Source organism: Nocardia sp. NPDC047038 (assembly GCF_040644075.1).
In the GTDB taxonomy this organism is placed as follows: Bacteria; Actinomycetota; Actinomycetes; order Mycobacteriales; family Mycobacteriaceae; genus Nocardia; species Nocardia sichangensis.
The window spans coordinates 289,915-313,386 of record NZ_JBEYVQ010000009.1 but is presented as its reverse complement, the minus strand read 5'-3'; the positions used below and the strand labels follow the sequence as shown (position 1 = coordinate 313,386).

The window sequence follows — 23,472 nt, the reverse complement described above, 5'->3', positions numbered from 1 at the left end:
GCTCGCGTTCCCGCTGGGGAATTACGTGAACGGCACCCTGCGGAATTACGTGAACGAAAACCGGCTCAACCTGGGGATTTCCGTGAACGCCGACAGGTGCAATCGCTCGGATTCGAGGATCGGTGTGGTGTAGCGGTGCCACCTCTTCAGCGTCGCCGGGCTGGTCGGCCGCCCACCGCAAGGCATACCGGATCTTCCGGGATCGACTGCGCAACGCGACTCCATGATGATCACGAGCGGGTGTTGGAATGACCCGAAACTGCCTGTTCAGGCGTTGTCGCCTCCACCTCGAAGAGATCTGTATCCCGGAGGCAGCCAGGCGCCCTCACTAACCGGAAGTGCGCCACTCTTGATACCGAGGTCGGCCCGCGTGGCTTCGTAGAACTCGTCTCTCAAACGGCCCATGGACTCGTAGAGACGAATGTACTCATCGTGCTCAATGGTTGCTTCTCCCCGGGCGACGTATCGGAGCATCCAGGCAGCTTTGTGCCACCTACGTGCAGCCGCAATCGCCTCTGGCGACCCCAGCAAGAGCACGGCCTCCCACTTGGCTGTCCGATCGGCCTCTGCGGCCGCCAACGCCTGTAGTCCGGTGTCGAGATCGATCGGCTGGGTGGAGGCGGGATAGCCGTGCGTAGCCGCGAGCCGGTACGACGCCTCCAGAGACTTCTTCAATCCATTGGCATACTCGCTGTATGCGGCGAGGCGCTTGTCGTCCCAGCGGGTGTCAAGAAGTCGTCGCCACTTCGCTCGCTCGGTCAAGGCTGTCACGGTGTACGTCGCGCCCGCGCCGAGTACCACGCCGGCGAGTGTCAGGAGCTGCTGAACTACTGTGCTCACAGTCAGATTCTGCCTGCGGCAGAACGAGAATCGGTGTCGGGGCGACGCCCGAACCCCCTCCGCATCCTCTGCGACGAGGGGTTTCCCGAGCCGTTCGCTCCGCCCACGGCAGAGGTGCGCGCTGCGCCCCTCCGTGCTGTCGCATGCCGACACTCTGCGTGCCCACGGCTGTGACGACTTGGTCGAACGCTGGTTCGGCTACCTCACTGATCAAGTCACTCGTCGCGGTGTCTATAAACGCGTTGCAGCACTACCAGCCAGGGGCACTGCGGAGGATCGTCGTCGCGATCCGACAGACGGTCATACACCTGCCGCGACAATGTCGTCTTCCCGATCCCACCGACACCATAGAAGGTCAACACGTTACGGCGCGGCGACTCCAGATCTTCCGCATCGAAACCCGGACCAGTGACCCGTGCATGTACATTTCGCACGCTGTCCACGACCGTCGACCACTCGTGCTCACGGTCGGTGAACACCTCGAGCGCCTCTCCCACTACCGACCACGAGAACATTCCCTCGAATAGGTGACGTTGCAGTACTAAAGTCAAACAGCCAACTTATCCGTCATGGGATAGGCCGTCGCTGGACGCTCGCAAGGAGTTGGCAAGGGAGCGGGTCTCCTCGATTGCTGCCAGCAACTGGTTGGGGCTTAAAACGAAATCTCGTTGGGGGTGAACAATCGAGTTCCGGGCCTGTCGCAACCATTCGATCTGATTGATTCGCGATTCGCCAAGGGTTGCGGCCAACGCGGAGTCGCGGAGCACTCGAGCAAGGGGGCGCCGTCTCAGGTCTGGCTCGACCCGGTCGCGAATGATCTGCTCCAGCTGCGACCATTCCATCACGAACTGGCCGATCGAAGCGTGCAGTTCGCGCCAATCGCTGTCCGGTCGCGCAGTGGCGGCACGCCGGCCCAGATCCATCAGGATGTCATAGCGGGATCCATCTTCGGCCAGCGTCGCGTCGATGACCTGCTCTGAAAGCGAGCGTGTTTCGAGATTCTCGTGCAGCGACTGTACGGCCGGTGCCAGCGCGGCGGGGTTGTCCATCCGAATCGCGTTCAAGTATTCGAACAATTCGTCGACCCGTCCGAGTCCGTCGGTGTTGACGGGCTGATTGTTAGCGCGCTGGAACTCGGCGATCAGATGTGCGGCGAGCTCGTAGTGGTTGCGGAAGCGTCGGTCCTTCTCCGAGATCCTACGATCGGCGGCCTTCTGTAACCGCTCCAGCGCAATCTCACCGGAATGGACCAGTCCGTTGAGCTGGTCAATCAACGCCGTTTCGTCCTCGGACAACTGGACGCCCTCATCGAGGGGCTTGTAGACCAGATCGTGTTCGACTTCCGACCAGGCGTGCATGAGCACCGAGGCGACCTGGATCTCGATGCGCGCGGCGGCATATCGCGATTCGGCAGCTGTGAGCCCTGGTTCGTTCATCCGCACTCGATAGTGACGGGCCGTATACCCGGGAAAACGTCGCTGGTAGGTCTCTGTTTTGCTGTCTGCGTTGTACGTTGACGCGCTCTCGTTCTGCGCCTCGGCGGACTGTGGCTGGTTTTCAGGAGTGCCCGGATGATCCTTTCTGTGGTCGATAGTGAAAAGCTTGCGGATGGCCTTGTCGACTTCGTCGCGCTCGCCCGGAAAGTAGAGCGCGACTCGGACACCGGCGAGGTCGACGATGTCCGCGACGATGTCCTCGACCGAGCCGTATGGGTGCGCGTTGTGACGCCGCCTACATTTACGCTCCACCCGATCGACTGCCTTGGGCCGATGAGTGACAATCGCCCGGATGCCAGCGGCGTCCAGGTCGGCTTTGAGAAGCCCGGCAGCGATGCGTGAACTCGCCTCGTAATAGTCGTATTCCCGCACGTATCTATCGACGAACTCCTTGACGATATCCACGCCAGCACTCCACTCCGTCACCACGATTGGGACACGCATCTTAGCGCCTGGTCCTGCAGATCCGACTACCGGCCGAGCAGTTCGCGCGAGGTGAACCGAGCCAGAGCAGTATCTGCGTCGGCCGCCCTGACGGTGGTTTGACCGAGCGAGTACTTACACGTGGGTGTCGGCGCAGCGATCCATTGCCCAGAGGTCGCCACAGAGCGCCTGATGGGACGTCCGGGATCGGTCTATCGTGAGCGTGGGTCGGTTATCGGTGGATGCAGGCAGCAACGTATCCTGCGGGGTTTTGGGGGCCCAGGGCTGAGTGCCTGCTGTGGTGGTTATAGTCGTCCTGACCTGATCCCGCTGGTTCGGTCCGGCTAATCTGGCCCCCTTCAAGAGGCCGCAGTTACAGAAGGTTCCGTGCTTCTTCGCTCAGTTCGACCAAGTTACGGCAAGTTCTGCGAGCGGTGGGGGATCGGTGGGGGTGATGTATCGGTAGCTCTGGGGCGGTTGGAACGCGGAGTGTGTCCGTAGCCGGGTCAGTGTCAACGGTTCTGGCAGCATCCGCGGGCTGATGATGGAAAGTGCGGTGGCCTGCTCGGCGCCGGCGAAGTATTCGTAGAACTCTGTTCGCGACAGTCCAAGTCTGTTGCGGTATCGCTGCCAGATGGTCGAAGGGCTGGCGGTATCTCGGTCGGCCATCGTCGCCACGCCTACTACGGCCATGACCGGAGAGCTGGCGTAGAGAACGAGAAGCGTACCGGGAAGTGCGGATACGCGGGTTCGCCGCAACTCGACGGTCTTGGTGCCGTTGAGGATCGCTTGGGCGAATCTGGGGCGAAGCGACAGCAGCAGTGGGCGTGTGGCGGGCAGGTGTTCGCCTTCGGGTGCCGGTCTCGCTTCCATGACACGAACCTTATCCACGGCCGCGCTCGAACGCACGTTCGACTCGCCGTGTTCAGTGGTTCGAGGACTACGCAGTTCCGGTCCGATACAGGGTGGCGAACAGCTCTGGTGTGATGGGTTGGGGTCCGTAGAACGTTCTCGGCCCTCGATGCTGCTCCCTGAGCTGATGGTAGGTGCCATTGGAGATCGGTCTGTTGAACAGTTCGGTGTCGGAGAACCGCAGGGCTTGTACGGTCGGTTTGCCGCCGGCGAGCTTTGTCAATCCTGGCAGGTCGATCACGCCGTAGTGTGCGAGAGCGGAATGTAGTTGTGTCGGTGTGTCGGCGTCGATGGCATCGAGGAAGGACGTGCCGATGATCTCAGCAGAGGTGCGGGGCCCTTGGCTGACCCGCCACAAAATCCGGGCGGGCGCGGTCAGTTTTGTATCGGCCGCCCGGTAATAGACTTGCTCACGACCCAGGGACAACTCGACTGGACGGGCTGTGAGCTGCAACGGGTATCCGAGCAGCTCGCTGCTCCATCTGGGCTGGATGGGGATGACGTAGTGCCGAAGTGCGCTATCGATGAGTTTGGCCGGCCAGAGCGACCGCTCGATCTCAGCGGCCGCGCGAGGAGGAAGGCCGGAGCGCAGCAGCGGACCCGCCCCCATGCCGACGAGTCGACGCGCCTCATTGGTGGCGTGACTGATGTCGTGGCCGCTTCCGCATACCGGAATCACCCATGCGTACCGGTGGTCGCCGTGATGATGGAACGGGTCGAATGCCATCGCGCGGGTGAGAATGCCGCCTACGTGTTGGTCGGAGACATCGATGACATGTGCCCCTTGGTCCCGTGCGTCGCGGCGCAGCAGCCAAAGGAGTTGGCGGGCGATCGTGTCGGACAACTCGTGTTCGGCTGTCCGTAAAAGCGGTACTCGCAAGACTCGTCCGTCGAGGTGCGCGGCGTAGCAGGCGATAGCGGGTTCATCGCCTGCTCGGATCAGCCACCGCGGCACCTCTTCACGTGCGAGCTTGCGCAGCAGATCTCGCAGTTTGCTGCGGGTCTCCCCGGAAGTCCTGGCCAGGGACGCCTGTAGCCGGGACTCGTCGTTCGCGTCGGCTCGGATCCGGTCGTATGCACTGCCTTGAAGCCGTGCGGGTTGATATGCCCATGCTCGTGCGAGCTTGTCCAGGTGGGTGACAAGGTGGTCGGGGTCCAGGATGTGGAAAGAGGCTAAGGCCGGCACAGTTTGTCGGAGGTGTTCGAACCGCTCGCGCAATTTGCCGTCCCATGTCAGAAGAACGCCTATCCCAGAGGCCACTGCTTCAGCGATTTGCCACAGGTCCCCTTCGTCCTGGGATGACAGTTCCTTGTCAGCACCGGTCGATGCGCGCAGCTGCGCGAACACGTTTTCGGCTTCGCCGGGCGCTGCGGTTCGTCGGGGGTAGTGGCGCGCGGCTTCCTCGATCGGAGCTCGTTGGCCCTGGGGACGGATTGTCAGCTCGCGGTCGACGGCGTTGGTGACGACCAAGCGCAGTCGGCCCTCCAGGTGGTCGGCTTCCAGTACCTGGGATCGCTGCGCGCTAGGAGCGTGTACCCGCGTGTGCAGGTCCATGAGGATGTTGAGGTCGAGGGCTGCCTCCAGCAGATCTGGCTCGTCGGCCAGCAGTTCGGGTTCGGCGAGGAAGCTGAACAGATCCTCGTGGCCATGGTCGAGCCACCACACCGTCATCGGGCTGCGGTCCTTGCCGCGCCCGACCGCGGAACCACGGGCGCTGAATCCCAACGCCTCCCACATCGGATTGAGCTCATAGTCGTCGCGGCACTTGGCGCGTATGCCGAGCCGTGAGGAATGCTTGGTCCGAATCTCGGCTACCAACGCATGGGCTACACCCGATTTGCGCGCTTCGGACGTCACGCACAGGTGCGACAGCACGATCTGGTTGTTGCGGGGCAGCCGGAACAGGGCGTAGCCGACTGGTCGACCGTCGATCTTTGCGGCTATCAGGCCGCCTTGGTACGCGGCGTCCCGGAACGCGCCTGCTGGCATCATTCCTAGAGTTCGGCTGTACCGTTTGCTCATCCTGACGAGCTCATCGACCACAGGATCGCCCGGCCGTACCTCGTCAACCTCAAGCACCCCCATGGGATGATTACTTTACCGGCTACTGTGCCGGTCCGAGCGGTATTTGGCTTCACACTAGGCTGTCCCGCACTTGACGGAGTTCGGTCTCGCGGCGACGTGGGACCGAGCCGTGGGGAGTACCAACCATTTCACTCCGCGAATCCGCAGGGATCCGCCAAGCGGTGACGGTGGTGTATCGGTCGAACGGGATGCGGCATGGGCGTACCGGCGGACCTGGACCAGGGCGACCCCAACGGTAGATCATGGCCGCAGACCTCGATCTACGGCTCCAGTACAGCAATTTGCCGCCCTCTCTAATTGCTGATCCGGCACCATTGTGGAAATAGTCTGCAGGGCGTTGACCGAAAGCTGAAGATGGGAGCGCTCCTCTGTTGCACCACCAGCGAATGAGGAGTCCGGAGCAGGTCAAGATGCCCGTCCAAGCTACGACGCTGGTGGTTCGTCCTACCAGCCCCGTCAGCGCGAATGCCGAGACAATGATCGCTACGACTGCCGCGATGAAGCCGATTATCACCGCGTAGTAGCCTTCGGCGCTGCTTGTTGGGCACGGTGAGGCCGAAGGTGATCGCCATCCTGCGGACGAACTTGGCCGACCCCGCCCCAGCGCGGCGACCGCCGCAACGACCTCTCCTTCGAAGACGTCTTCGCCGGCCGAATCGCTGCGGGAACCACCGCAGCGTGTTCCGCCGCGGCGCGTGGCGCAGGCGGAAGCGTGGCAGCCCATGTTCGAGCAGTCGACGCGCCAGGTCGAAGCTCGGCTGCTGCGCCGTCATGTGCCCGGGGTGCAACGACTCCGGAAACTATGTGCGGTAAGGCTTTACGCGGGGCCGTCCGTCGGGTGCGCGGAAGTCGGTGCCGCGGTCGCGGCCGGTCGGTGCCGGATCGACGGCCCGCTGTGTCGCGACATTCTGCGTCCGACCGCGGCCCAGCACAACAAAGTCGAGGAGGAATCGTCAGTGTGACGGTCGGTCGCGACTATCGTCGTGCGTCGGCATTGTTAGAGCGTCCGTACAGCCACCCGCGGGCGCCAGCGCAGGCAACAGTAGGCTGCTGCTCAGCTCACCTGGAAAGCGTTCCCGGTGGCAGGCAGGCGTTGAGCGGTGTACGACATCCTGCTGCCTTCGAACGGGCCGAAATTGAACCTCATGTCCTCGATTAGGTAAGCGCCCATCACCAGTGGATCGTCAAGACGGACGGATTCGCCCACGTTGAACGCCTCGTCGCCGTCGAACTCAAAGCTTGCCTGCAACCCGTCCAGTTCAAGATTGATCGGCTGGATCAATGGAACGTCACCGCGAACAACCAGCTGTCCGTGGATGTTGCCGAGCGCACGGTCGATCAGATCGTCAATGGCATCGAACGCGTCGGCGAGCTCCTTCGGTCGACCGTTCAGCTCAGCGACGACCTCGGCGACACGCTGCTGGCGGTACTGGTTACGCCGTTCGTTGCGTGCAGGCTCGTACTCGCCGACCAGACGCGGATTGAGCAGCACCCCTACACGGTGCCGTGCGTCGTCGAGGACGTGCCGATCTTGTTCGGTCAAGGCTGCGGCGAGATCGGCGTAGCGTTGCCATTCGGCGGAATTGGTGAACGCCGCCACGACATTCTGTGCGCTACTGAGGACTTCATGGCTGTCGAGTCCGAGCATGACCGCCACGGACGGCGGCGCCGGTTCGGCCTGCAGGTTCGCTTGGAGGATCGGCTGGCTCCAGGGCAGCCGCCGCCAGCATTCGGGCGATCGCCGATAGCCGCGCGGAGAGAACTGCGGCACGGGGATGGCAGGGTATAGAGGCAGTCGGCTACGCACCCATCCCACCATCGACTCCACCGCACGCCCGAGCGGCGCGATCGTCCGCAGGTAGTCGCGTACTTCGCCGGTGAGATGGACCAACGGCATCTGTTGGGCACCCTGTTCCCATGTGCTCGTCCATAGTGGTGTCTCGGTCAGCACGGTGGCCCCGCTCTGCATGTTCCGCAGTGCCTCGGTGACGGCATCGTCACTGTCGTTATGCGCGGGATGGCGTGCCAGGAAAGTGTGGACTAAGGGGCTGTCCGACCACGTCGCAGCCAGTGCCTGCACCGCAGGCCAGACGTCTTCAGTCGACATGATTCACACCTGTCTATCAACGGTTTTCGCCATGTCGGCAACCAGGATCATAGCCAAGTCCTGCCCACCATCGCGTTGATAATCCGCTGGAGGTCGCGAGATGCGCGCTGTGCCGCACTGGTGGTGACGAATGAGTCCACACGGCCGCGACCGGTCCACCCCTCATGGTCGGAGAGTTCACCGACAAGGACTTCCTCCCCGGCGGTGAGCTCGGCGAGCTCACGGAACCACACGCCGCGGTCTCGTTCTTCGTCAACATGGTGCTCGGAGATCGCGAACTGGATCTGCTGAGACGCCGCCGCTGTCAACGCTTCGCCATCAGAACCGGGGAGTCCCATCTGCGAGGACAAATCGAGACGATGCTGCAGCAGCGCGGTGGAGTGCGCCGCGAGCATCGCGCGCGACTCCTGCAGGTTCTGCGGCACAGGGACACCCGACAATGCGGGCGCGGTGAGATGTTGTTCAAGCCAGCGGTGCCAAATGCGCACTGCGACCGTCAACGGCCCTTGCCCGTCGCTTAGCGGGAATGTCCATCCCGACTCGAACACGGCGCGATCGGGCGCGGCGCTTCCCAACCAACCTTCGACGCCTGCTCCGACGGTCGCCACCACCCGTCCGTTGGTGTCCTGCCAGTAGGCGACCGTCGGACGGGCCTGGGTGGTAGGGAGCAGGTGGTCCAGGTGCCGCTTGGTCTCATCGAACCAGGCATCCTCGGGCAGGCGCCTCTCGTAGGGCGCGACGTTGACCGCGGTGAAGGGCAGATCCCAGGTGAGTCGATCGGCCAACTCGACAGCTATTCCGGAGAGTTGAGCCAGGAAGCGCGCCCGGGCCCGATCATGTTCACCAAGCCGGTCGGGCAACTTCGCAAGCGAACGGCTCAACGCTACTGCCGCCAGGAAATCGGCAAACGAGTCGTGAATCGGACGAACCGTATCAAAGGGTGCCGACCGGACAATCCCTGTTTCAGAACCGAATTCACGCAGACGCCGCACGGTCACCGAATGGCCGTCGTCGCTGAGCCGCTGGGCGGATTGGTTCAAGAGCGAACCCCACTCAAGGGTGTCGCAGTAACGCTTCTGCCCGTCGAGGAGTGTGGCGTAGGCCATCCCGAGCCCGGCAATAAGAACGCTGGCGTCGGGGTAACCACGCTCTTCTGCAATATTCGCGATCACCGTGTGGAAGATCAGGGCGGGACTGGACGCGGTGCCCTCCAACGCAATCGCCCGGGCTCCCAGCAGCAGCATCAGAGGGTTGCTCGCCGCCTCGTGCATCACATGATCGACCTGACGAACCAGCCACTGCGCGGTATCGGTGTCTAGCTGATAGAAGCTCTCCACGATCTGGCACTGCTCGTCTTCAGACATCGGACAAACCATGAGGTCGGTGGTGGTGACCGAGCGGGTAAGCATGGCGCGCATCGCCGTGAGCCCGCGCCCAATCAATACCAGGTCGGCACGTCGGTCCGCCCTCAGGAACTGTTTGAACTCATCCTCAAGCTCCTCCCGTGTCCCGGCTGGGATCTCGGTTACCCCGTCGACGGCGATGACGACGTCGGGGTCGGCCAAAGCTGCGGTACCCACTGCGGGATGAGCACCGATGAAGGTGTGCCGGTTAAGCCCTCCTGCGACCAGCGCCGCGAGCCGGTCGGGTATGTAATCCTCGGCGCTGACCGCGATGACCACCGCGCCGCGCTCGGCTGCGCGGCGCTGCATGTTGAGTACGACCGTAGTCTTCCCGCTGCCCGATGCCCCAGCCAGCAAGCGGACCGCATCTTTTTGTGCCCAGTTCTCCAGAGGCTGCGGCTCGGCCGCGGACCCGATGCCGATGGCAACGTCCGGCCGACACGCCAGCTCGACCGGTGAGACGTCGGGGCGTGCGAGGATCGACGCGCAGAATTTGCTCTTGAGCGAGGCATCCCATTGCGTGCTCGGTATATGGTCTTGCGGCGTTGCCAGCAACGCGAGCACTTCGTCGCGCGTGATGATCCGGGCGGCGTCGTCGGCCAAGCCGCTGCGTTCGGTGACCGTGTTGACCAACTCAAGTACAACCCAACGACCCCGTTCTTCGGCTTCGGCCGTGCTGGTCACGTTAGGTAGGAGCGCCCTGGCGCGTCTGCGCCGCGTCGATGAGATCGGCGTAGGCCAGCCCTTCGGCGCGAATAGAGGCGCGCATCAGGGACTCATCGCTGACGACTACGCTTCCCGTCTTACCGGCGATGAGCTGGCGTACATCGTGCAGGTCGCCCGACGCGGCCCTTTCCAGCGCATCGCGCACTTTCATGCCCGTCGGGCCGAGCCGCCCGTCAGTGACGAATTCATAGGTGGCCCCGGGATTATCACCCGCCAGCCCCGACCAGCGAACCAGCTCGTCGATGAGCTCTTGTTGACCCCAGGTATCGCTTTGATTGCGCAGCTTGAATTGAGAACCTTTGACAAGATGTCCATCCTGCGAACGTATTTCGACGTCAATGATGTCGTTCTCCGCCTCGACGCGGATGGCATGCAGGCTGGGGTCTGTGGCAATGGTCAAGGCCATTTGCACGGCCTGGGCGTGCTGATAGGCGAACCCTGCCGATGCATCGACACCGCCCATACCATCTGCATCCTTTCCTGGGTAGCGCCGGGCTGACCCTAGCCGCAGATTCTAATCGCCGTCGCTGTGGTGGCCGTCGGCGGCTCGGGTCGTCGGGGCGGGGCATGACGAGGCAATGTCAGACCAGACATCCAAGACGAAACCGTCACCCCGTAGGAAATGAAGTCGGCCGAGATATCTCCATTCACTACTCGGTAGTGCAGCAGCCTCCGGCGCGGCCGACCGTGACCGGAACGCTGCCACGGGATGTGGCCACACTCATCGGCCGCAGATCAGAACTGACCTACATCCTGTCGGCAGCAGGCCCAGGCCGGGTGGTATCGATTCACACGACGACTCGCTCCGCCTACCCGGTACGGCGCAGCCCGGCGAGTATTCGCTTCAGGTCAGCGGCCGACACCTGGTAGTCATCCTCGACCTCGGCCAAGCCTTCGTCGACCCAGCCCCGAATAAGCTCGGAGAGGTCGAGGCCACGCTTACGCGCCTCCGCTTCTGCCCGCTTCCTCTGGCCCGCCCTCAGCCGCACCGTGGTCACCACCAATGTGTCGTCGGCGGCGGTGGAAGGCAGGATCGTGTCGGCGTCGATCGTCTCGCCGAACACCAGCTCGCCCGCCTCGGCTGCGGCAGCCAGTTCCTCGCCCTCGACTAAGGCATTCGTGTCCTTGTCCTGTGCGCTCATTGGTGGTTCTCCCACTCCTCGTACGCGGCTTGCTGCTTGCATAGTCATCGGTGTGGCGTAGGCGATCTGGTGACCCAGCGTCCAGCGGTCCCAGGACGACCAGGATCGGCGCGCCTGCGGTGTAGGGGTCCAGATAGCCAGCCCGCAAGCACCCGACCCAATGTATCCAACGACGTCCTACGTCCAGTGAGAAGGCTCAGGAACGAGACGAATACCCCTGATCGGGCCGCTGAACTGGTTTGTCCAGTTCGGTGGCGCGATCGGTTCTCGACATCAGCCGCTGTCGTCGGTTCGTGGTGGCGGCTCAGCGATAGAGCGATTGTGATCCAAGGATGCGTTCCGCCTCCTGGTCTATGTTCCGAGGTAGCCATTTCTGGCCGATTGCGCCCCACTCGAGTAGACGTTCGACGATCTTCCAGGCCACTTTGGCGCTGCGTTGCCACACGAGTCTGTTCGCCGTGGCTACGTCATCGGGCGGACTGTCGATCTCGTTCTGAGGCTCCCAGGGAAAGTCTAGATGGACCACCATTGCGCGTCTTCGCTGTTCCAGTATCTCGACAACGCTCAGCACTTCGTCGCGCCATCGTGTCCATTCCTGAGTCGAGTACTTGGGTTGCCCGGTGTCGAATCGGATCACTTTGTGTTCCTGATGGGCGATCATCCGGTCGGACTCGGTCAGCAGCACGACGAATGGTAGTTGGTCGGCTAGGCCTGCACCGATCAGATCGACCAGGGCGTTGTTCTCGTATACCTCCCCTTTGCTGTCGAGAACAGGTCTGCCGACGTGATGAAGGACAGTAGTCGGCGGAGGTGCCAGCAAGCTCGACCGCACTCCATCGTTACGAATTTTGTTCATCTGGTCGATATAACGGTCGAGATCGTTGTCGAGGATTGGTCTCGAGACCCAGCCGGCGGTTGAGGCGTCTTCCACGCCCCACCCGATCGCGCGTCCGACGATAGCCGCGACGATGGCGGCCCATGCGTTTGCGGTCACTGCGGTCACGAGCACGGCACCGCCGGGGATCCGTGGCAACGGCACCGCAGCCGGCGACGGCGGCCTGTCGGCATGAAATACCGGGATCACCAGATGAACAACATCGCGAGGGTCGGCTTGGATCGCCGGTTCTGGGAGGGGTTTCGCGACGCGGCCCAGAAACCACGCCCGGTCGCCGAGGATACGTCCGAACTCGGCAACGAACTGGGACCGGACAGTCGCCCCCGGCTCCACGATGTCCGGCCGGGTAGGTGTGACGGCAAGTCGGATGCTGGAGAGAACTTCTGTTTCGCGGCTGGGCCCGCAGGTGTAGGGGAGCATCCCGACTGTCCACCGCCCAGAGGAGGTGATCTCCTCCACCAAACTGAGATCGACGCTGTCGATCGTCGCGGCCAACTGTGCTTTCAGCGTTCGCACACGCATATCGGACTTTCGCTTCTCGACGATCAGCGAGCGCGTGTCCGGCAAGCCGGGAAGCATCGCCCGAAGCAACTCGTCAGGTGCGATCTGGAGTGCTGCGACGAAGGCAGGTAGTTCGTCGAGGTCCAAACCCTCGCCAGAGTTGAGCCGGCTACTCACCTTCTTGATGCTCGCTCTGTCGTCGTTGCCGAAGACCTCGCGAGCCAGATCACGGTGGCTGATGCCCGACCGCGCTGCGGTGTCGGCGAGTAGTTTGACGACGTCCTTCTTCATCACACGTCCTTCTCTGGGGAATTCGATCAGGATCACCGCGCACCCTGCTGCGGCACAAGGGCCCCAACCGTGCAGATCGCACGATTTCCGTGCAGGCGACGGGCAGGAGCAGCAGCCGGACGCGCACATACCCAAAGTTCCTGTGCGGAAACGAAATAACGTAGCCGAACGAGAGGTCGCCGGTTCGTAATGTTGCGTACAGCGCGATTCGTTAGGTCAGGGAATCGCCTTACACAATGGGAAGGACCTCGATCATGATCGAATTTCGTGCGATGGTGCTGTTGATGTTCGCAGCACTGATAGCAACCACCGTAGGAGTGCTCACCTACTTGTCAGGACAACCGCCCGCAGCCGGCCTCATCGCTGGTCCTGCCGCAGGCGCTGCTGCGCTTATCTGGTTGGACAAGATCACCACCTGAGCATCAGACCGACGCGGGGAACCGACAGCCGGTCCGTCCTCCCCGCATCGGACGGATCAGCGGTCACCCCAGCTTTCTCAGCAACTTTCGGCCGGCGGCCCACACGGGGTCCTGGAGGGATGCGATGTCGCGTCGGTAGCCGGCCTGGACGTCACCGTGGAGGCGTGTGGTTGGCCCACGGGTGCCGAGTGTTGGTTACCGGTCGCGTCGGAGTTCGTGTGGTCGCGCGATCAAGCGGGTGGGGTTCGTTGGTGAGTGCTGCGAGTGCGTGGGCGATTTCTTCGTGGGTGGCGCGGATGTAGGTGGTGGTGGATGCGGTGTCGCCGGTGCTGTCGGTGTGGCCGGCGTAGGCGTGGGCGACGGCGTAGCCGAAGTTGCGTTCGACCCAGGTGAGGGTGGTGTGGCGCAGCCAGTGGGCGCTGATGTTGTAGGCGGCGACCCAGGGCAGCTGTTCGCGCAGCCGGTTCCAGAGGTGGTCGTAGCGGCGGGAAGTGAGGTGTCGGCCGTTGCTGTAACGCAGGACTGAAGCGTTGTCGGATCGGTCCTGGCGAGAGGCGCGGGAGGAGGGACGTTGGCGGATGTGGTCTTGCAGGTGGTGCATGAGGGTGGGGGAGATCGGTTGCCAACGTGTCGTGTCGTTCTTTTCGCGGAGGTAGACCTGGCTGTAGCGGGGGTCGAGGTCTCGGATTCGAAGATTCAGTACTCCGCCTCGGCGGCAGGCGGTTTCGATGTGCAGGCGCAGGATGAGCGCGTCGAGTTCGCGGTCGTTGCCTGTGGTGGCCGCGGCATGGAAGATTTCCGACAGCTGCTGGTCGTTGAGGGCGTGGCGGCTGCTGGGCGGCCGTCGGTTCTTGGGTACTCGCAGGGCCGGGTTGTCGGTGAGGTAGCCGTCGTCACAGGCGTGCCGGTACACCCGCCGGATCGCCGCGAGCATGTGTTCGTAGGCACTGTGTCCGCCGCGAGAGTTGCGCCGCACCACTGCATGTTTCTTCGCGTGTTCGGCCAAGGCCCGAATTTCGAGGGCGTTGGGCTCGGTGATCAACCGGCTGCCCCATACCTCGACGAGCCGCTTCCAATACGGCCCGTAGTTGCGTAACGAGCCCGGGGAAGCCGCCGCCTCGACCAACGCAACGTAAGCAGAGAATGTCGGAATCGTCGTCGACCCTGGTGCCTCGGTAAGCCTCGCCTCGGCTGGGGGCGGTGGGTCGGCGTGTGCGGATTCGGTTGCGTGCGTGATGTCGAGCAGTTGTTCGGGTCGGATGCCGAGTTGGTCGAGGAGCATGCGGGCGGCGGCGACCGTAGACTTGTCTTTCACTGCGACTCCTTTGCGGTGTGTCGGTGGTGGGCGGTGAGGATGGCGGTGAGCACGTGCGGGGGATAGAGCCGCACTGATGACGTGCTCATGGACCCGACCATCAGGACCTGATCGCCGGGGTGCAGCAAGCATCCGCGGCGTATGTCGGCTGAGAGGAAGATCCAGCCGTCGCGCAGGGCCGCCGATCGTGGCGTCGATCCGGGCGTGAGCACGACTGCGCCGGTATCGATGCCCACCGCGAGGGACCGCAGATCCGACCAGCCCAGCTCGTCGGTGATTCGTTTTAAGCACAAGCGGCCATGGTGGGTCATGGCCGATACCGCGTAGTGTTCGCGCTCGCCCCGGATGGGTGCCAGCGCAGCAAGATCCGGCAAGGGGAGCGCTGGAATCCTCGCCGGAACCGCCGCAGCGGTGGTGGTGCCCGCGGGCCGGGCAATAGGTGTCATACGACCCCCGCCGGGCCGGCGCCAATGAACTGCATCTTGAGCTCCGATCTCTTCGTTGAAAACGGACGTGCATTCACTGCAAGGTTGCCGAGAAGTGGTTCTGACACGATGTCGTGCCAAGGAAGCGGCGAGCGGATGCGCTTCGCGTGAGGGGTCGCATCGTCGCGGACCAGGATTATAGGACGTTTATGCATGGGATGGTAGCGCATAGGACGATTACGCTCTGGATCAATGCGCGTGGGACGTATGTGCTTGGGCCGACATGTCCAGTCCAGGAAAGCCCGCGCTCAATCCGACCGCTGCGGCGTTCGGAGCACGCGTGCGTGCCCGCCGGACCGAACTCGGCTGGAGCCAAGAAGCTGCCGCGCATGCGTGCGGAGTCCACTGGACCTACCTCGGGCAAGTCGAACGCGGGCAACGCAGCCCGCGAGTGGAGAACATCATGAAGTTTGCTGCTGGTCTGCAGACGACGCCAGGACAGTTGATGGATGATCTTCCTGTCCCGGCGGACTTGGTGTGAGGAAGCCGCTGCGCGGGGTCAATGGTCAGCGCGTCGCGCTGTGGTCGCCGGTGTGGCTGTGCGCAGAGCGGTCGGCGCACATGATGGGCGGCGATCTTTCAGGTCGCTTCGGTTCGTTCGATCTGATCGGTCGTCTCGGCGAACTCTGGCAGCCAGTGGGGACGAGGTTGTGGGGCGGCATCCTTGCGCCGTTGGTGTTCAGTGACCTATTGGGGGTTCGAGGCGGCAATCGGCTTTCCCGCGTCGTGTGGGTGACCGTCGTGGTGTCAGCGGTGGGGATGGGGTTCGATAGGGGTCGTGGACAGTGTCGACTTCGCGCGGGTCGTGGCGGAATTCGGTTCCGGCTCCGCGCTGCTGGTCGAGCCGGGGTCCTCGGCCGCGGCTCATGTGCCGGCGCGGTGGGCCGGGGTCGCAGCGGGTGGGGATTCGCACACCCGGCGTGCGGCCGCGGTGGCCTTGTGGAATCTCGACTTGTTCGTCGAGGTGTTGCCGCGGTTCGGGGTTGTGTTGCAGGAATGCCTCGACGATGTGCGGGTCTGCCTGCTGCGTGGTGACTGGGTGCTGCTGTATGCGCTGCGAAAGCCGTTTCACGAGTTCCGGATCGGATGGGGCCCGGAAACGTTCGGTGCCGACCGTCCGCCGTATTGGGACGCGCTGCCCGATGCGCTACGGGTGTTCCTCACCACGGTGCACGCGGGGTTCACCGATCTCGATGGAGTTTCCTATGGTCCCACCCGGCCCCGGGACATGCAGACCTATTCGGTGCTGAACTTGCCTGAGGCCGTGCGTAATTGGGAAACGGGCGAGGACATTCCGGGTGGCCGGGCGATGCTCATCGCCAAGGGCTTGGGCGATACGCGCTACTTCGTCTCTCCTGACCTGCCCGGCGGCGCCATCGGCTGGGAGGCCGACGGCCACATGGAGCGGCCACTGGAGTTCGCCGGAAGCTTCGACGAACTGATGAGCTACGGCTTCCAGCTCGAGCGTGATCGCCCGCCCGAGACCACCGCGCCCGAGACACCGCCGACACCCGAAGAATTGCGGCAGGCGATCATGTCCATGCCGAGGGCGGCGCGGGCGGTCGTGTGGAACCGCGAACTCACCGAGGACGCCGCGCGCGACCGTATCCGCGATCTCGTCGCCGAGCTGCTCGAGGCGCTGGGCGGGCAGATGCGCATCCGCCCGCAGGATGGCCTCGACGGCGAGACGATACTGCCGTTCGATGACGACGCGGGCAACATCTACCAAGTCGACCGCCTCGAAGCCCGCTACTTCCTCGACCCACCCGCTCTCGACCGCGCCGACATCTATCCGCCAGTGATCGTCCGGATCTGGGAGCAGCAGGGCTGGCGGGTGACACTGTCCACCGACCCTGACGGCATCGTCACCCACGCCCGCACCTCCGACTGGTACGAGCTGACCCTGACCCACCGTGACGACACGTTGCGTCTGTCGGTCGCATCGCCCGGCTTCCACCGACCACACTGATCACTCGGCGGTATGCGACGACCTCAACCACTCGAGCCAGCGGACCCGCTCAGATGCGGCCGAACCTGGCCTCTGCCTTCCAAACCCCGCACCGGCATCCGCACTGCAAGCTCCCAGAACTCCTTGCCGCCGTACCAAGGCGAGCCAACGGACACTCTGAAGAAGGTGGGACTGGCCGCCGTGCGCTGTGTGTGCCCACGACCTTGTCCCGCCTGCCGGGAAAGCGGTCGCTAATGACTCTTAGCCGGTGTCCGCGCCAGGCGGGATCGCGCCGCTTGCATGGGGATGTCCGGTCGGACTGATAATCTCGTGCACTCCAGGGGAATGGACCTCGGCGCTATTACTGGGAGTGCAGCCATCGACGGGAACTCGGCAGTTTCGCCGCATTCGGAGGTTCGGCTGATCGTGGCGGCCGGTGGCACTGGCGGGCATATCTATCCCGCGGTCACCACAGTGCGCGCGCTGCGTGAGGAACTGGCCAGCAGCGGGCGTCGGCTCGAGGTGTTGTGGATCGGGCAGGCCGGCGGGTTGGAATCGAGGATCGCAGCAGGCGAGGGTATCCGGTTCGGTGCGGTGGCGACGGGCAAGATCCGTCGCGCGGCTAATCCGTTGAAGATGGTGACTCGCGCGAACGTTGCGGACATGCTGCGTGTTCCACGCGGTATCGCCGAGGCGTGGCGGACGGTGGGCCGGTTCCAACCAGATGTGGTGCTCGCGACCGGTGGGTACGTCACCGTGCCGGTCGGGTTGGCGGCGTGGCTGCGGCGTCGGCCGCTGGTGGTGCACGAACAGACTGTCCGTTTAGGCCTAGCCAATCGGGTGCTGGCCCGTCTTGCGGCTCGCGTGGCCCTGTCGTCGGAGTCCAGTCTGGCGTTGCTGCCCCACCGCGCCGCGGCGAGGTCCGCGGTCACCGGTAACCCTGTTCGGCCGGAGTTGTTCGACGGTGACGCTGACAAAGCTGTCGCCGCTCTAGGCGCTGACGGGTTCGACCGCAGTTTGCCGACCGTCTATGTCACTGGTGGTGCCCAAGGCGCGGTCCAGATCAACCGTGTCGTGCGGGAGCTGTTGCCGTGGCTGCTCCAGCGAGCCAACGTGATCCACCAATGCGGCAAGACATCGATCATCGAACTCCGCGATCACGCCGCCACCCTCGACGCAGCGTTGCGCGGACGGTATGTGGTTACCGACTTCATCGGCCCGGAGTTGGCGGATGTGTTCGCGTTGGCTGATGTGGTCATCTCGCGCAGCGGCGCCGGCACCATCGCGGAGCTCACCGCGCTGGGGAAGGCATCGGTGTTGATCCCTTTGGCGTCCTCGGCGGGCAACGAGCAAACCCACAACGCTACCACCCTCGCCGAACATACAGCGGCGGTCGCGCTGCTCGGGGACGTCTCAGCGCAGGCCTTGCGGGAATCGATCGAACCGCTGCTCGGCGACCCTGGCCGCCGAGCAGCGATAGCCGCGCGTGCCCGCGAGCACGGGCGACCCGACGCAGCGAGGGCGCTGACGAACCTGCTGATCTCCGTCGCCGGTCAAGACCGCTGACAGGTGGTGATCGCATCCCGGAGTACCGCCACGACCCGGGCGACGTCCGGTTCGGTCATAGCCGGATGGAACGGCAGGCTCATGATCTCGCGGGCCGTCGCCTCGGTGACCGGCAGCGGTCGCGACCATTGGGTGAATGCTGGCTGGGTGTGGTTGGGCGGGTAATGCACCCCGACACCGATCCCGCGGTCACGCATGAACGCGAACACGCTGTCGCGGTTGGCGAGTCGTACGACGCAGTTGAACGGCACACTGTGCTGCACATCGACGTCGACCAACCTCACGCCGTCCACGTCCGCCAGCGCGCGGGCATAGGCACGCCACAGTGTTTTGCGGACGGTTTCGACCGAGTCGAAACGGGCCAGTTGCGCGCTCCCGATGACCGCATGCAGTGCTGAGAGGTGGTAGCGCCACCCGAAGCTGTCGACGTGGTAGGTGGTCGAGCGGATACGGGCGGCTTGAGACTGGCTGACCCCGAGTAGCCGCAGGGTGCGTGCTCGATCGGCTTGCTCACGTGCGCGGGGGATCAATGCGCCGCCTTCGCCGCAGGTCAAGTTCTTGATCGGTCCGAAGGAGAACGCTGTCAGCGCGCCGGTGGCGCCGACCCGGACCGGACCGAGGCGGGAGCCGAAGGCGTGCGCGGCATCCTCGACCACCGTGATACCTCGCTCAGACAACTCTGAGCGCAGGTCGCTGAGGTCGATTGCGCGGCCGCCGTAGAGGACGGGCACCACCGCGCGGGTGCGGGGCGTGATCGCTTCGCGCACTGTGGTGCTGGTGACGCACAGTGTGGTGGCGTCGATGTCGGCGAATCGGGGCTGCGCGCCGGTCATCAGAATCGCATGCACGGTTGCGCAGAACGTCTGTGACGGCACCACAACCTCATCACCCGGCCCGACACCGGCCAGCAGCAGCCCGAGATGAAGTGCGGCGGTGCACGAGGAAACCGCAACCACCTGCGGTACACCCAGAAACTGCGCCAATTCGGACTCGAACGTTTCGGTCGCGGCGTTGTGACCGTACTGCCCGGCCCGCAGCGCCTCGATCACCGCAGCGAATTCCGAGCCGTGCAGAAACGGGGCGGCGTTCCTGCTCACAGGGTCGATATTCGTCATCGTCACTCCTTCCATGAGCCGTCAGCAACACCGATATGTCCGGTTGAACTGATTGCTCCCAATCGGGCGGTTTCGGTGATGGCGAGCGTTGTGGTGGCTTTGGTCAGCTGAACGCCAGGCCTGTAGGTCAACCGATCGTGGTCGATGCGGCGTTGCCACAGTCCCGCCAGTGTCTGTCCGACCAGGTCCGCGCCAGCCGCTTCGGCAAGCAGGAACCCTCCCGCGATCCGGGCATTCATCTCGGTGATGACCACCCGATCACCGCCGCCGTCAACCAAAAACCCTTGGACGCAGCACAATCCCGACGCTTTGAGCGTCTGCAACGTCTCGATCACTCGGTCGTACGCTCGGTGGTCGTGAAAGGTTTCACCGACCATCGATAGTCCGCCCTTGGTGAGCAGCCGATACCGCAGAACGGCCGATGCTCGGCCATCGCGGTCGACCACGCAGTCCGCGGTGAACTCGCGACCCTCAAGTTTGATCTGAACGATCGGATCGGGCACCAGCTCGCACAGCAGGCGGGCTTGCTCGCGCGTCGAGCAGAACAGCACGTTCTTCGACCCCTGACCGCGCCGCGGCTTCACTACCAACGCGACCCCGTCCGGTACCTCGTCGATCTCCGAGGGCAGCCAACTGGCCGGAGTGGGAATGTTGTGGTCGGTCAGTAATCGATGAAACAGCGCCTTGTCCAGACACGCCTGGACCGCGGGCCGCGAGGGAAGCCACGTGCGCACCCCGGCCTTCTCCAGTGCGCTGCTCATGGCAAGTAGATGGGGGAATTCGGATTCGACGGTCGGCCAGAGCGCGTCCGGTCGAGTTTCCCTGCACAGCGCGAGCATCTCGTCGGGGTAGTCCGTCTGCTGTGACCGGTGGCGTCAGTCGCGGGGTCACGCCGGGCAGCAGGAGACCGTTGGCGAGTGGATCGGCGTCGCTGGCGATGACGTCACAACCGAGTTCGAGCAGTCGTCGCGCCAGGTCGAAGCCGGGCTGGCCACCGACGCCGGTGACCAGAACACGCTGTGTCATCTCACTGACCGCCCGCCGCATCGAGTGTGATCGCCGCGATCGGCGCCGAGGGATCCCGGGGCAGTGGCGCCCACCGGCTGGGGTTGTCGCGATACCAGCGGACGGTGTCGGCCAGTGCCTGCTCGAACGCATGGGTGGGCCGGTAGCCGAGCGCGGCGATCTTCGACCAATCCATCGCGTAGCGGCGGTCGTTGCTACGCCGATCCGGGATGTTGCGGACACGGTCCCACCCCAAGCCGAGTTCGGCGAGGATCCGGTCGGTCAGTTCATGGTTGGTCAGATCGGTGCCGCCGCCGAGGTTGTACACCTCGCCCGGCACCCCTTCCCGCAGCACGAGCTCCAGGCCTTGACAGTTGTCCTCGACCGGCAACCAGTTGCGGACATGACCGCCGTCACCGTGCAACGTCACCGCCTCGCCCTCGAGCAGGCGGGTGATGAACAGGGGAATGATCTTTTCCGGATACTGCCCTGGGCCGAAGTTGTTGCTGGAACGGGTGATACACACCGGGACACCGAAGGTGCGGTAATACGACATCGCCACCAGATCCGACGCCGCCTTCGACGCGGCATAGGGGACTGTCGGGCACAGCGGGTACTGCTCGGTCGCCGTGCCGGAGGCCAGCGGTCCGTACACCTCATCGGTGGAGACGTGCACGAACTTGCCGATCCCGTGCCGCATCGCGGCCTCCAGCAGCACCTGCGTGCCCGACACGTTCGTGGTCAGGAAGTTGCCTGCTTGATAGAAGCTGCGATCCACATGCGACTCGGCGGCCAGATGAATCACCGCGGTGTGCGTGCGCATCAGGGAGTCGACCAACCGCGCGTCGAGAATGTTGCCCTCCACGAACCGCAGCCGCGGCGAGCAGAGGACATCTGCCAGATTGTCGCGGTGGCCGGCGTAGGTCAGCGCATCGAGGACCGTCACCTCGAACCCGGACTCCCGCTGCAGCAGCCGACGCACCACATGCGAGCCGATGAAGCCCGCCCCACCAGTGACGAGTACCTTGCTCATCCTTTACCCCTCCTGAAATGCTCTACTGCCGATAGACTTCAGCCGCAGCGCCACCGTGGTTGACGGTGGTTGACCGGCTGCGGGCGTGGGTTCAGTGAATCGGTGGCGCCGGGGGTGAGGGAATGCTGAACTGGACTCATTCACGATTCATTCCATTCACGCGATCACACGGCAGTCGGGGCTTCAGGGTTGGACACACCACAGCGACAGCAGAGCATCGGCGTCGACCAGGCCGCCGAAGCCTTCGCCGCCGAAGTCGCCTACTGGCGCGACGTCAAAGGGTTGGCGAAGAAGGCCCTCGCCGCGAGGATGGGTTTCGACGCCTCCTATGTCAGCCACATCGAATCCGGACGCCACCGGCCCACCGAGGACTTCGCCCGCCGCGCCGACGAAGCCCTCGAATCAGGCACCGCGATCTGGAAACGCTGGCGCGACTACGAGACCGCCAAACTCCATGCATCCAAACCCCCACCGACCAGCACACCAAGCTTGTCGAGCCATTACCCCGGAACCGATCTCGTCGTCGAGCACGACGCCGCTCGCCTCGACTACAACGGCACCGCCTACCGGCTCACGATGCGCCGACTGCTGCGCAACACTGGAGTCGAGCCGATCACCCGCTTCCTCATCCGCATCAGCGTCGACCGATACCCCGGCGAGCCTGAACGGTCCAAGCAGCACTATCGGCACAATCCACTGACCTGGAACGAACTGGATTTGACGGCGGCATGCCAGGGGGAGCCGATGCGGTGGGAGGCCAAACACGACCATGACGCTTTCAAAGAGGTGTGGCTGCTGTTCGAAAACGACAATGCCCGATTCCCGCTGTATCCGGGCGATTCGGTGTGGATCGACTACGTCTACAGTGTCGGCGACACCAAATGGGGGCGCTGGTTCCAACGGGCCGTACGCCTACCCACCGAGCGACTGGAGGTCACCCTCGCATTCCCGACCGCGCTCGACCCCGCCGTGTGGGGTATCGAAACATCGATGACCGCCGACGCCAGACCACTACCCACCGCACCAGCCAGACACGACGACAACGACACCGCGATCTTCACCTGGAACACCACCCGGCCACCGCTACACACCCGATACCGGATGGAATGGCGATTCCGATCCTCACCAGAGGCAACCACGCAGGGAAGGAAGCAACCGTGATCGAAACCAAACCCAGCGACGCCATGCGCGGCATCGGAATCGTCCAATCAGGTAGCCCCATACTCCAGCAACCTGCCCAGCCACTGCACCTCCCCATCGAGCATGACCTGGCCGCTGCGATCGTCAACGACCTCATCGCCGCCATGCATCGCGTCCGCCGCGTCCACAACTTCGCCAAAGGGATGGGTATCGCCGCACCACAGCTCGGCATCGGTCGCAGAGTCGCCGTCGTCCAACCGCCTGAACCGGACACCCAGGAGATCACGCTCCTCAACCCCACCATCGTCGCTCGCTCCGACGACGAAGACGAACAATACGAAGGCTGCCTCAGCTTCTTCGACGTCCGCGGAAAAGTACCGCGGCCCCTGCGAATCGAGGTCGAAACGACCTCATACAGTGGCGAACTCCGTCGGCAGCAGTATCAGGACGGTCTCGCCCGCCTCATCCAGCACGAGATCGACCACCTCGACGGCATCCTCTACACCGCACGCATGAAACCCGCAAACCAACCGATACCGATCGAGCAATACCGCCAGACCGGCCGGAGCTGGAGCTACGAGTAGAACACGAATTCCCGCCGCCCGCAATGGATCACGACCGGGC

21 protein-coding genes are annotated in these 23,472 nt (G+C 63.9%); 6 read left to right on the top strand and 15 right to left on the bottom strand.

Features of this window, described 5'->3' with window-relative positions:
* Positions 1 to 267: 267 nt before the first annotated feature.
* The 10 genes from ABZ824_RS27455 to ABZ824_RS27410 all read right to left on the bottom strand — a co-directional run bounded on the left by ABZ824_RS27455 (position 268) and on the right by ABZ824_RS27410 (position 12,858).
* Positions 268 to 840, bottom strand: a complete 573-nt coding sequence (locus ABZ824_RS27455) for a hypothetical protein (RefSeq protein ID WP_356966335.1) — start codon at positions 838 to 840, stop codon at positions 268 to 270.
* Positions 841 to 1,055: 215 nt separating this feature from the next.
* Complete coding sequence (locus tag ABZ824_RS27450; RefSeq protein WP_356966333.1) at positions 1,056 to 1,391, bottom strand: NB-ARC domain-containing protein; 336 nt, start codon at positions 1,389 to 1,391, stop codon at positions 1,056 to 1,058.
* A 9-nt stretch (positions 1,392 to 1,400) separates the two neighbouring features.
* A complete protein-coding gene (locus ABZ824_RS27445; protein ID WP_356966332.1) occupies positions 1,401 to 2,741 on the bottom strand; it encodes a RelA/SpoT domain-containing protein in 1,341 nt (446 codons plus the stop codon).
* 417 nt (positions 2,742 to 3,158) lie between these two features.
* On the bottom strand, positions 3,159 to 3,668 hold the full coding sequence (locus ABZ824_RS27440) for a hypothetical protein (RefSeq protein WP_356966330.1): 510 nt from the start codon (positions 3,666 to 3,668) through the stop codon (positions 3,159 to 3,161).
* A gap of 31 nt (positions 3,669 to 3,699) precedes the next feature.
* Positions 3,700 to 5,757 carry a GNAT family N-acetyltransferase gene (locus tag ABZ824_RS27435; RefSeq protein ID WP_356966328.1) on the bottom strand — a complete coding sequence of 686 codons (2,058 nt, stop codon included), beginning with the start codon at positions 5,755 to 5,757 and terminating at the stop codon, positions 3,700 to 3,702.
* A 1,054-nt stretch (positions 5,758 to 6,811) separates the two neighbouring features.
* Entirely contained in the window at positions 6,812 to 7,864 is a 1,053-nt protein-coding gene (locus ABZ824_RS27430) for a hypothetical protein (RefSeq protein WP_356966327.1), read from the bottom strand.
* Positions 7,865 to 7,911: 47 nt separating this feature from the next.
* Positions 7,912 to 9,951, bottom strand: coding sequence for an ATP-binding protein (locus ABZ824_RS27425; RefSeq protein WP_356966325.1), 2,040 nt, complete (start codon positions 9,949 to 9,951; stop codon positions 7,912 to 7,914).
* Between the two features lies 1 nt (position 9,952).
* Entirely contained in the window at positions 9,953 to 10,456 is a 504-nt protein-coding gene (locus ABZ824_RS27420; protein WP_356966323.1) for a hypothetical protein, read from the bottom strand.
* A gap of 346 nt (positions 10,457 to 10,802) precedes the next feature.
* Positions 10,803 to 11,135, bottom strand: a complete 333-nt coding sequence (locus ABZ824_RS27415) for a hypothetical protein (RefSeq protein WP_356966322.1) — start codon at positions 11,133 to 11,135, stop codon at positions 10,803 to 10,805.
* A gap of 304 nt (positions 11,136 to 11,439) precedes the next feature.
* Positions 11,440 to 12,858, bottom strand: a complete 1,419-nt coding sequence (locus ABZ824_RS27410) for a hypothetical protein (RefSeq protein ID WP_356966321.1) — start codon at positions 12,856 to 12,858, stop codon at positions 11,440 to 11,442.
* A 218-nt stretch (positions 12,859 to 13,076) separates the two neighbouring features.
* Here ABZ824_RS27410 and ABZ824_RS27405 point away from each other — a divergent pair, with 218 nt between their 5' ends.
* Complete coding sequence (locus ABZ824_RS27405; protein WP_350910882.1) at positions 13,077 to 13,241, top strand: hypothetical protein; 165 nt, start codon at positions 13,077 to 13,079, stop codon at positions 13,239 to 13,241.
* A 151-nt stretch (positions 13,242 to 13,392) separates the two neighbouring features.
* On the opposite strand, the gene ABZ824_RS27400 is transcribed toward ABZ824_RS27405, so the two are convergent.
* Together ABZ824_RS27400 and ABZ824_RS27395 are read right to left on the bottom strand one after the other, a co-directional pair.
* Positions 13,393 to 14,556 (bottom strand): site-specific integrase, encoded by a 1,164-nt coding sequence (locus ABZ824_RS27400; RefSeq protein WP_356966318.1) that lies wholly within the window; start codon positions 14,554 to 14,556, stop codon positions 13,393 to 13,395.
* Positions 14,553 to 15,002: a hypothetical protein gene (locus ABZ824_RS27395; protein WP_356966316.1), complete on the bottom strand. Its 450-nt coding sequence runs from the start codon at positions 15,000 to 15,002 to the stop codon at positions 14,553 to 14,555. The genes ABZ824_RS27400 and ABZ824_RS27395 overlap by 4 nt, the downstream gene beginning before the upstream one ends.
* A 262-nt stretch (positions 15,003 to 15,264) precedes the next feature.
* Here ABZ824_RS27395 and ABZ824_RS27390 point away from each other — a divergent pair, with 262 nt between their 5' ends.
* From ABZ824_RS27390 to ABZ824_RS27380, 3 genes are all read left to right on the top strand, one after another.
* On the top strand, positions 15,265 to 15,522 hold the full coding sequence (locus tag ABZ824_RS27390) for a helix-turn-helix transcriptional regulator (RefSeq protein WP_356966314.1): 258 nt from the start codon (positions 15,265 to 15,267) through the stop codon (positions 15,520 to 15,522).
* Between the two features lie 297 nt (positions 15,523 to 15,819).
* Positions 15,820 to 17,010 carry a hypothetical protein gene (locus ABZ824_RS27385; RefSeq protein WP_356966313.1) on the top strand — a complete coding sequence of 397 codons (1,191 nt, stop codon included), beginning with the start codon at positions 15,820 to 15,822 and terminating at the stop codon, positions 17,008 to 17,010.
* A gap of 405 nt (positions 17,011 to 17,415) precedes the next feature.
* Positions 17,416 to 18,555 carry a UDP-N-acetylglucosamine--N-acetylmuramyl-(pentapeptide) pyrophosphoryl-undecaprenol N-acetylglucosamine transferase gene (locus tag ABZ824_RS27380; protein WP_356966311.1) on the top strand — a complete coding sequence of 380 codons (1,140 nt, stop codon included), beginning with the start codon at positions 17,416 to 17,418 and terminating at the stop codon, positions 18,553 to 18,555.
* On the opposite strand, the gene ABZ824_RS27375 is transcribed toward ABZ824_RS27380, so the two are convergent.
* From ABZ824_RS27375 to rfbB, 3 genes are all read right to left on the bottom strand, one after another.
* Positions 18,543 to 19,670, bottom strand: a complete 1,128-nt coding sequence (locus tag ABZ824_RS27375) for a DegT/DnrJ/EryC1/StrS family aminotransferase (protein WP_356966309.1) — start codon at positions 19,668 to 19,670, stop codon at positions 18,543 to 18,545. The two genes, ABZ824_RS27380 and ABZ824_RS27375, sit on opposite strands and share 13 nt — an antisense overlap.
* Before the next feature lie 2 nt (positions 19,671 to 19,672).
* Positions 19,673 to 20,431: an ATP-grasp domain-containing protein gene (locus tag ABZ824_RS27370; RefSeq protein WP_356966307.1), complete on the bottom strand. Its 759-nt coding sequence runs from the start codon at positions 20,429 to 20,431 to the stop codon at positions 19,673 to 19,675.
* Positions 20,432 to 20,697: 266 nt separating this feature from the next.
* Complete coding sequence (gene rfbB / locus ABZ824_RS27365; RefSeq protein ID WP_356966305.1) at positions 20,698 to 21,708, bottom strand: dTDP-glucose 4,6-dehydratase; 1,011 nt, start codon at positions 21,706 to 21,708, stop codon at positions 20,698 to 20,700.
* A gap of 189 nt (positions 21,709 to 21,897) precedes the next feature.
* Between rfbB and ABZ824_RS27360 the strand changes: the two genes are divergently transcribed.
* Both ABZ824_RS27360 and def read left to right on the top strand, forming a co-directional pair.
* The gene (locus ABZ824_RS27360) at positions 21,898 to 22,869 is read left to right on the top strand and encodes a helix-turn-helix transcriptional regulator (RefSeq protein WP_356966303.1); all 972 of its coding nucleotides are present in this window, start codon (positions 21,898 to 21,900) and stop codon (positions 22,867 to 22,869) included.
* Entirely contained in the window at positions 22,815 to 23,432 is a 618-nt protein-coding gene (gene def, locus ABZ824_RS27355; RefSeq protein ID WP_356966301.1) for a peptide deformylase, read from the top strand. The genes ABZ824_RS27360 and def overlap by 55 nt, the downstream gene beginning before the upstream one ends.
* The last annotated feature ends 40 nt before the right edge of the window (positions 23,433 to 23,472 follow it).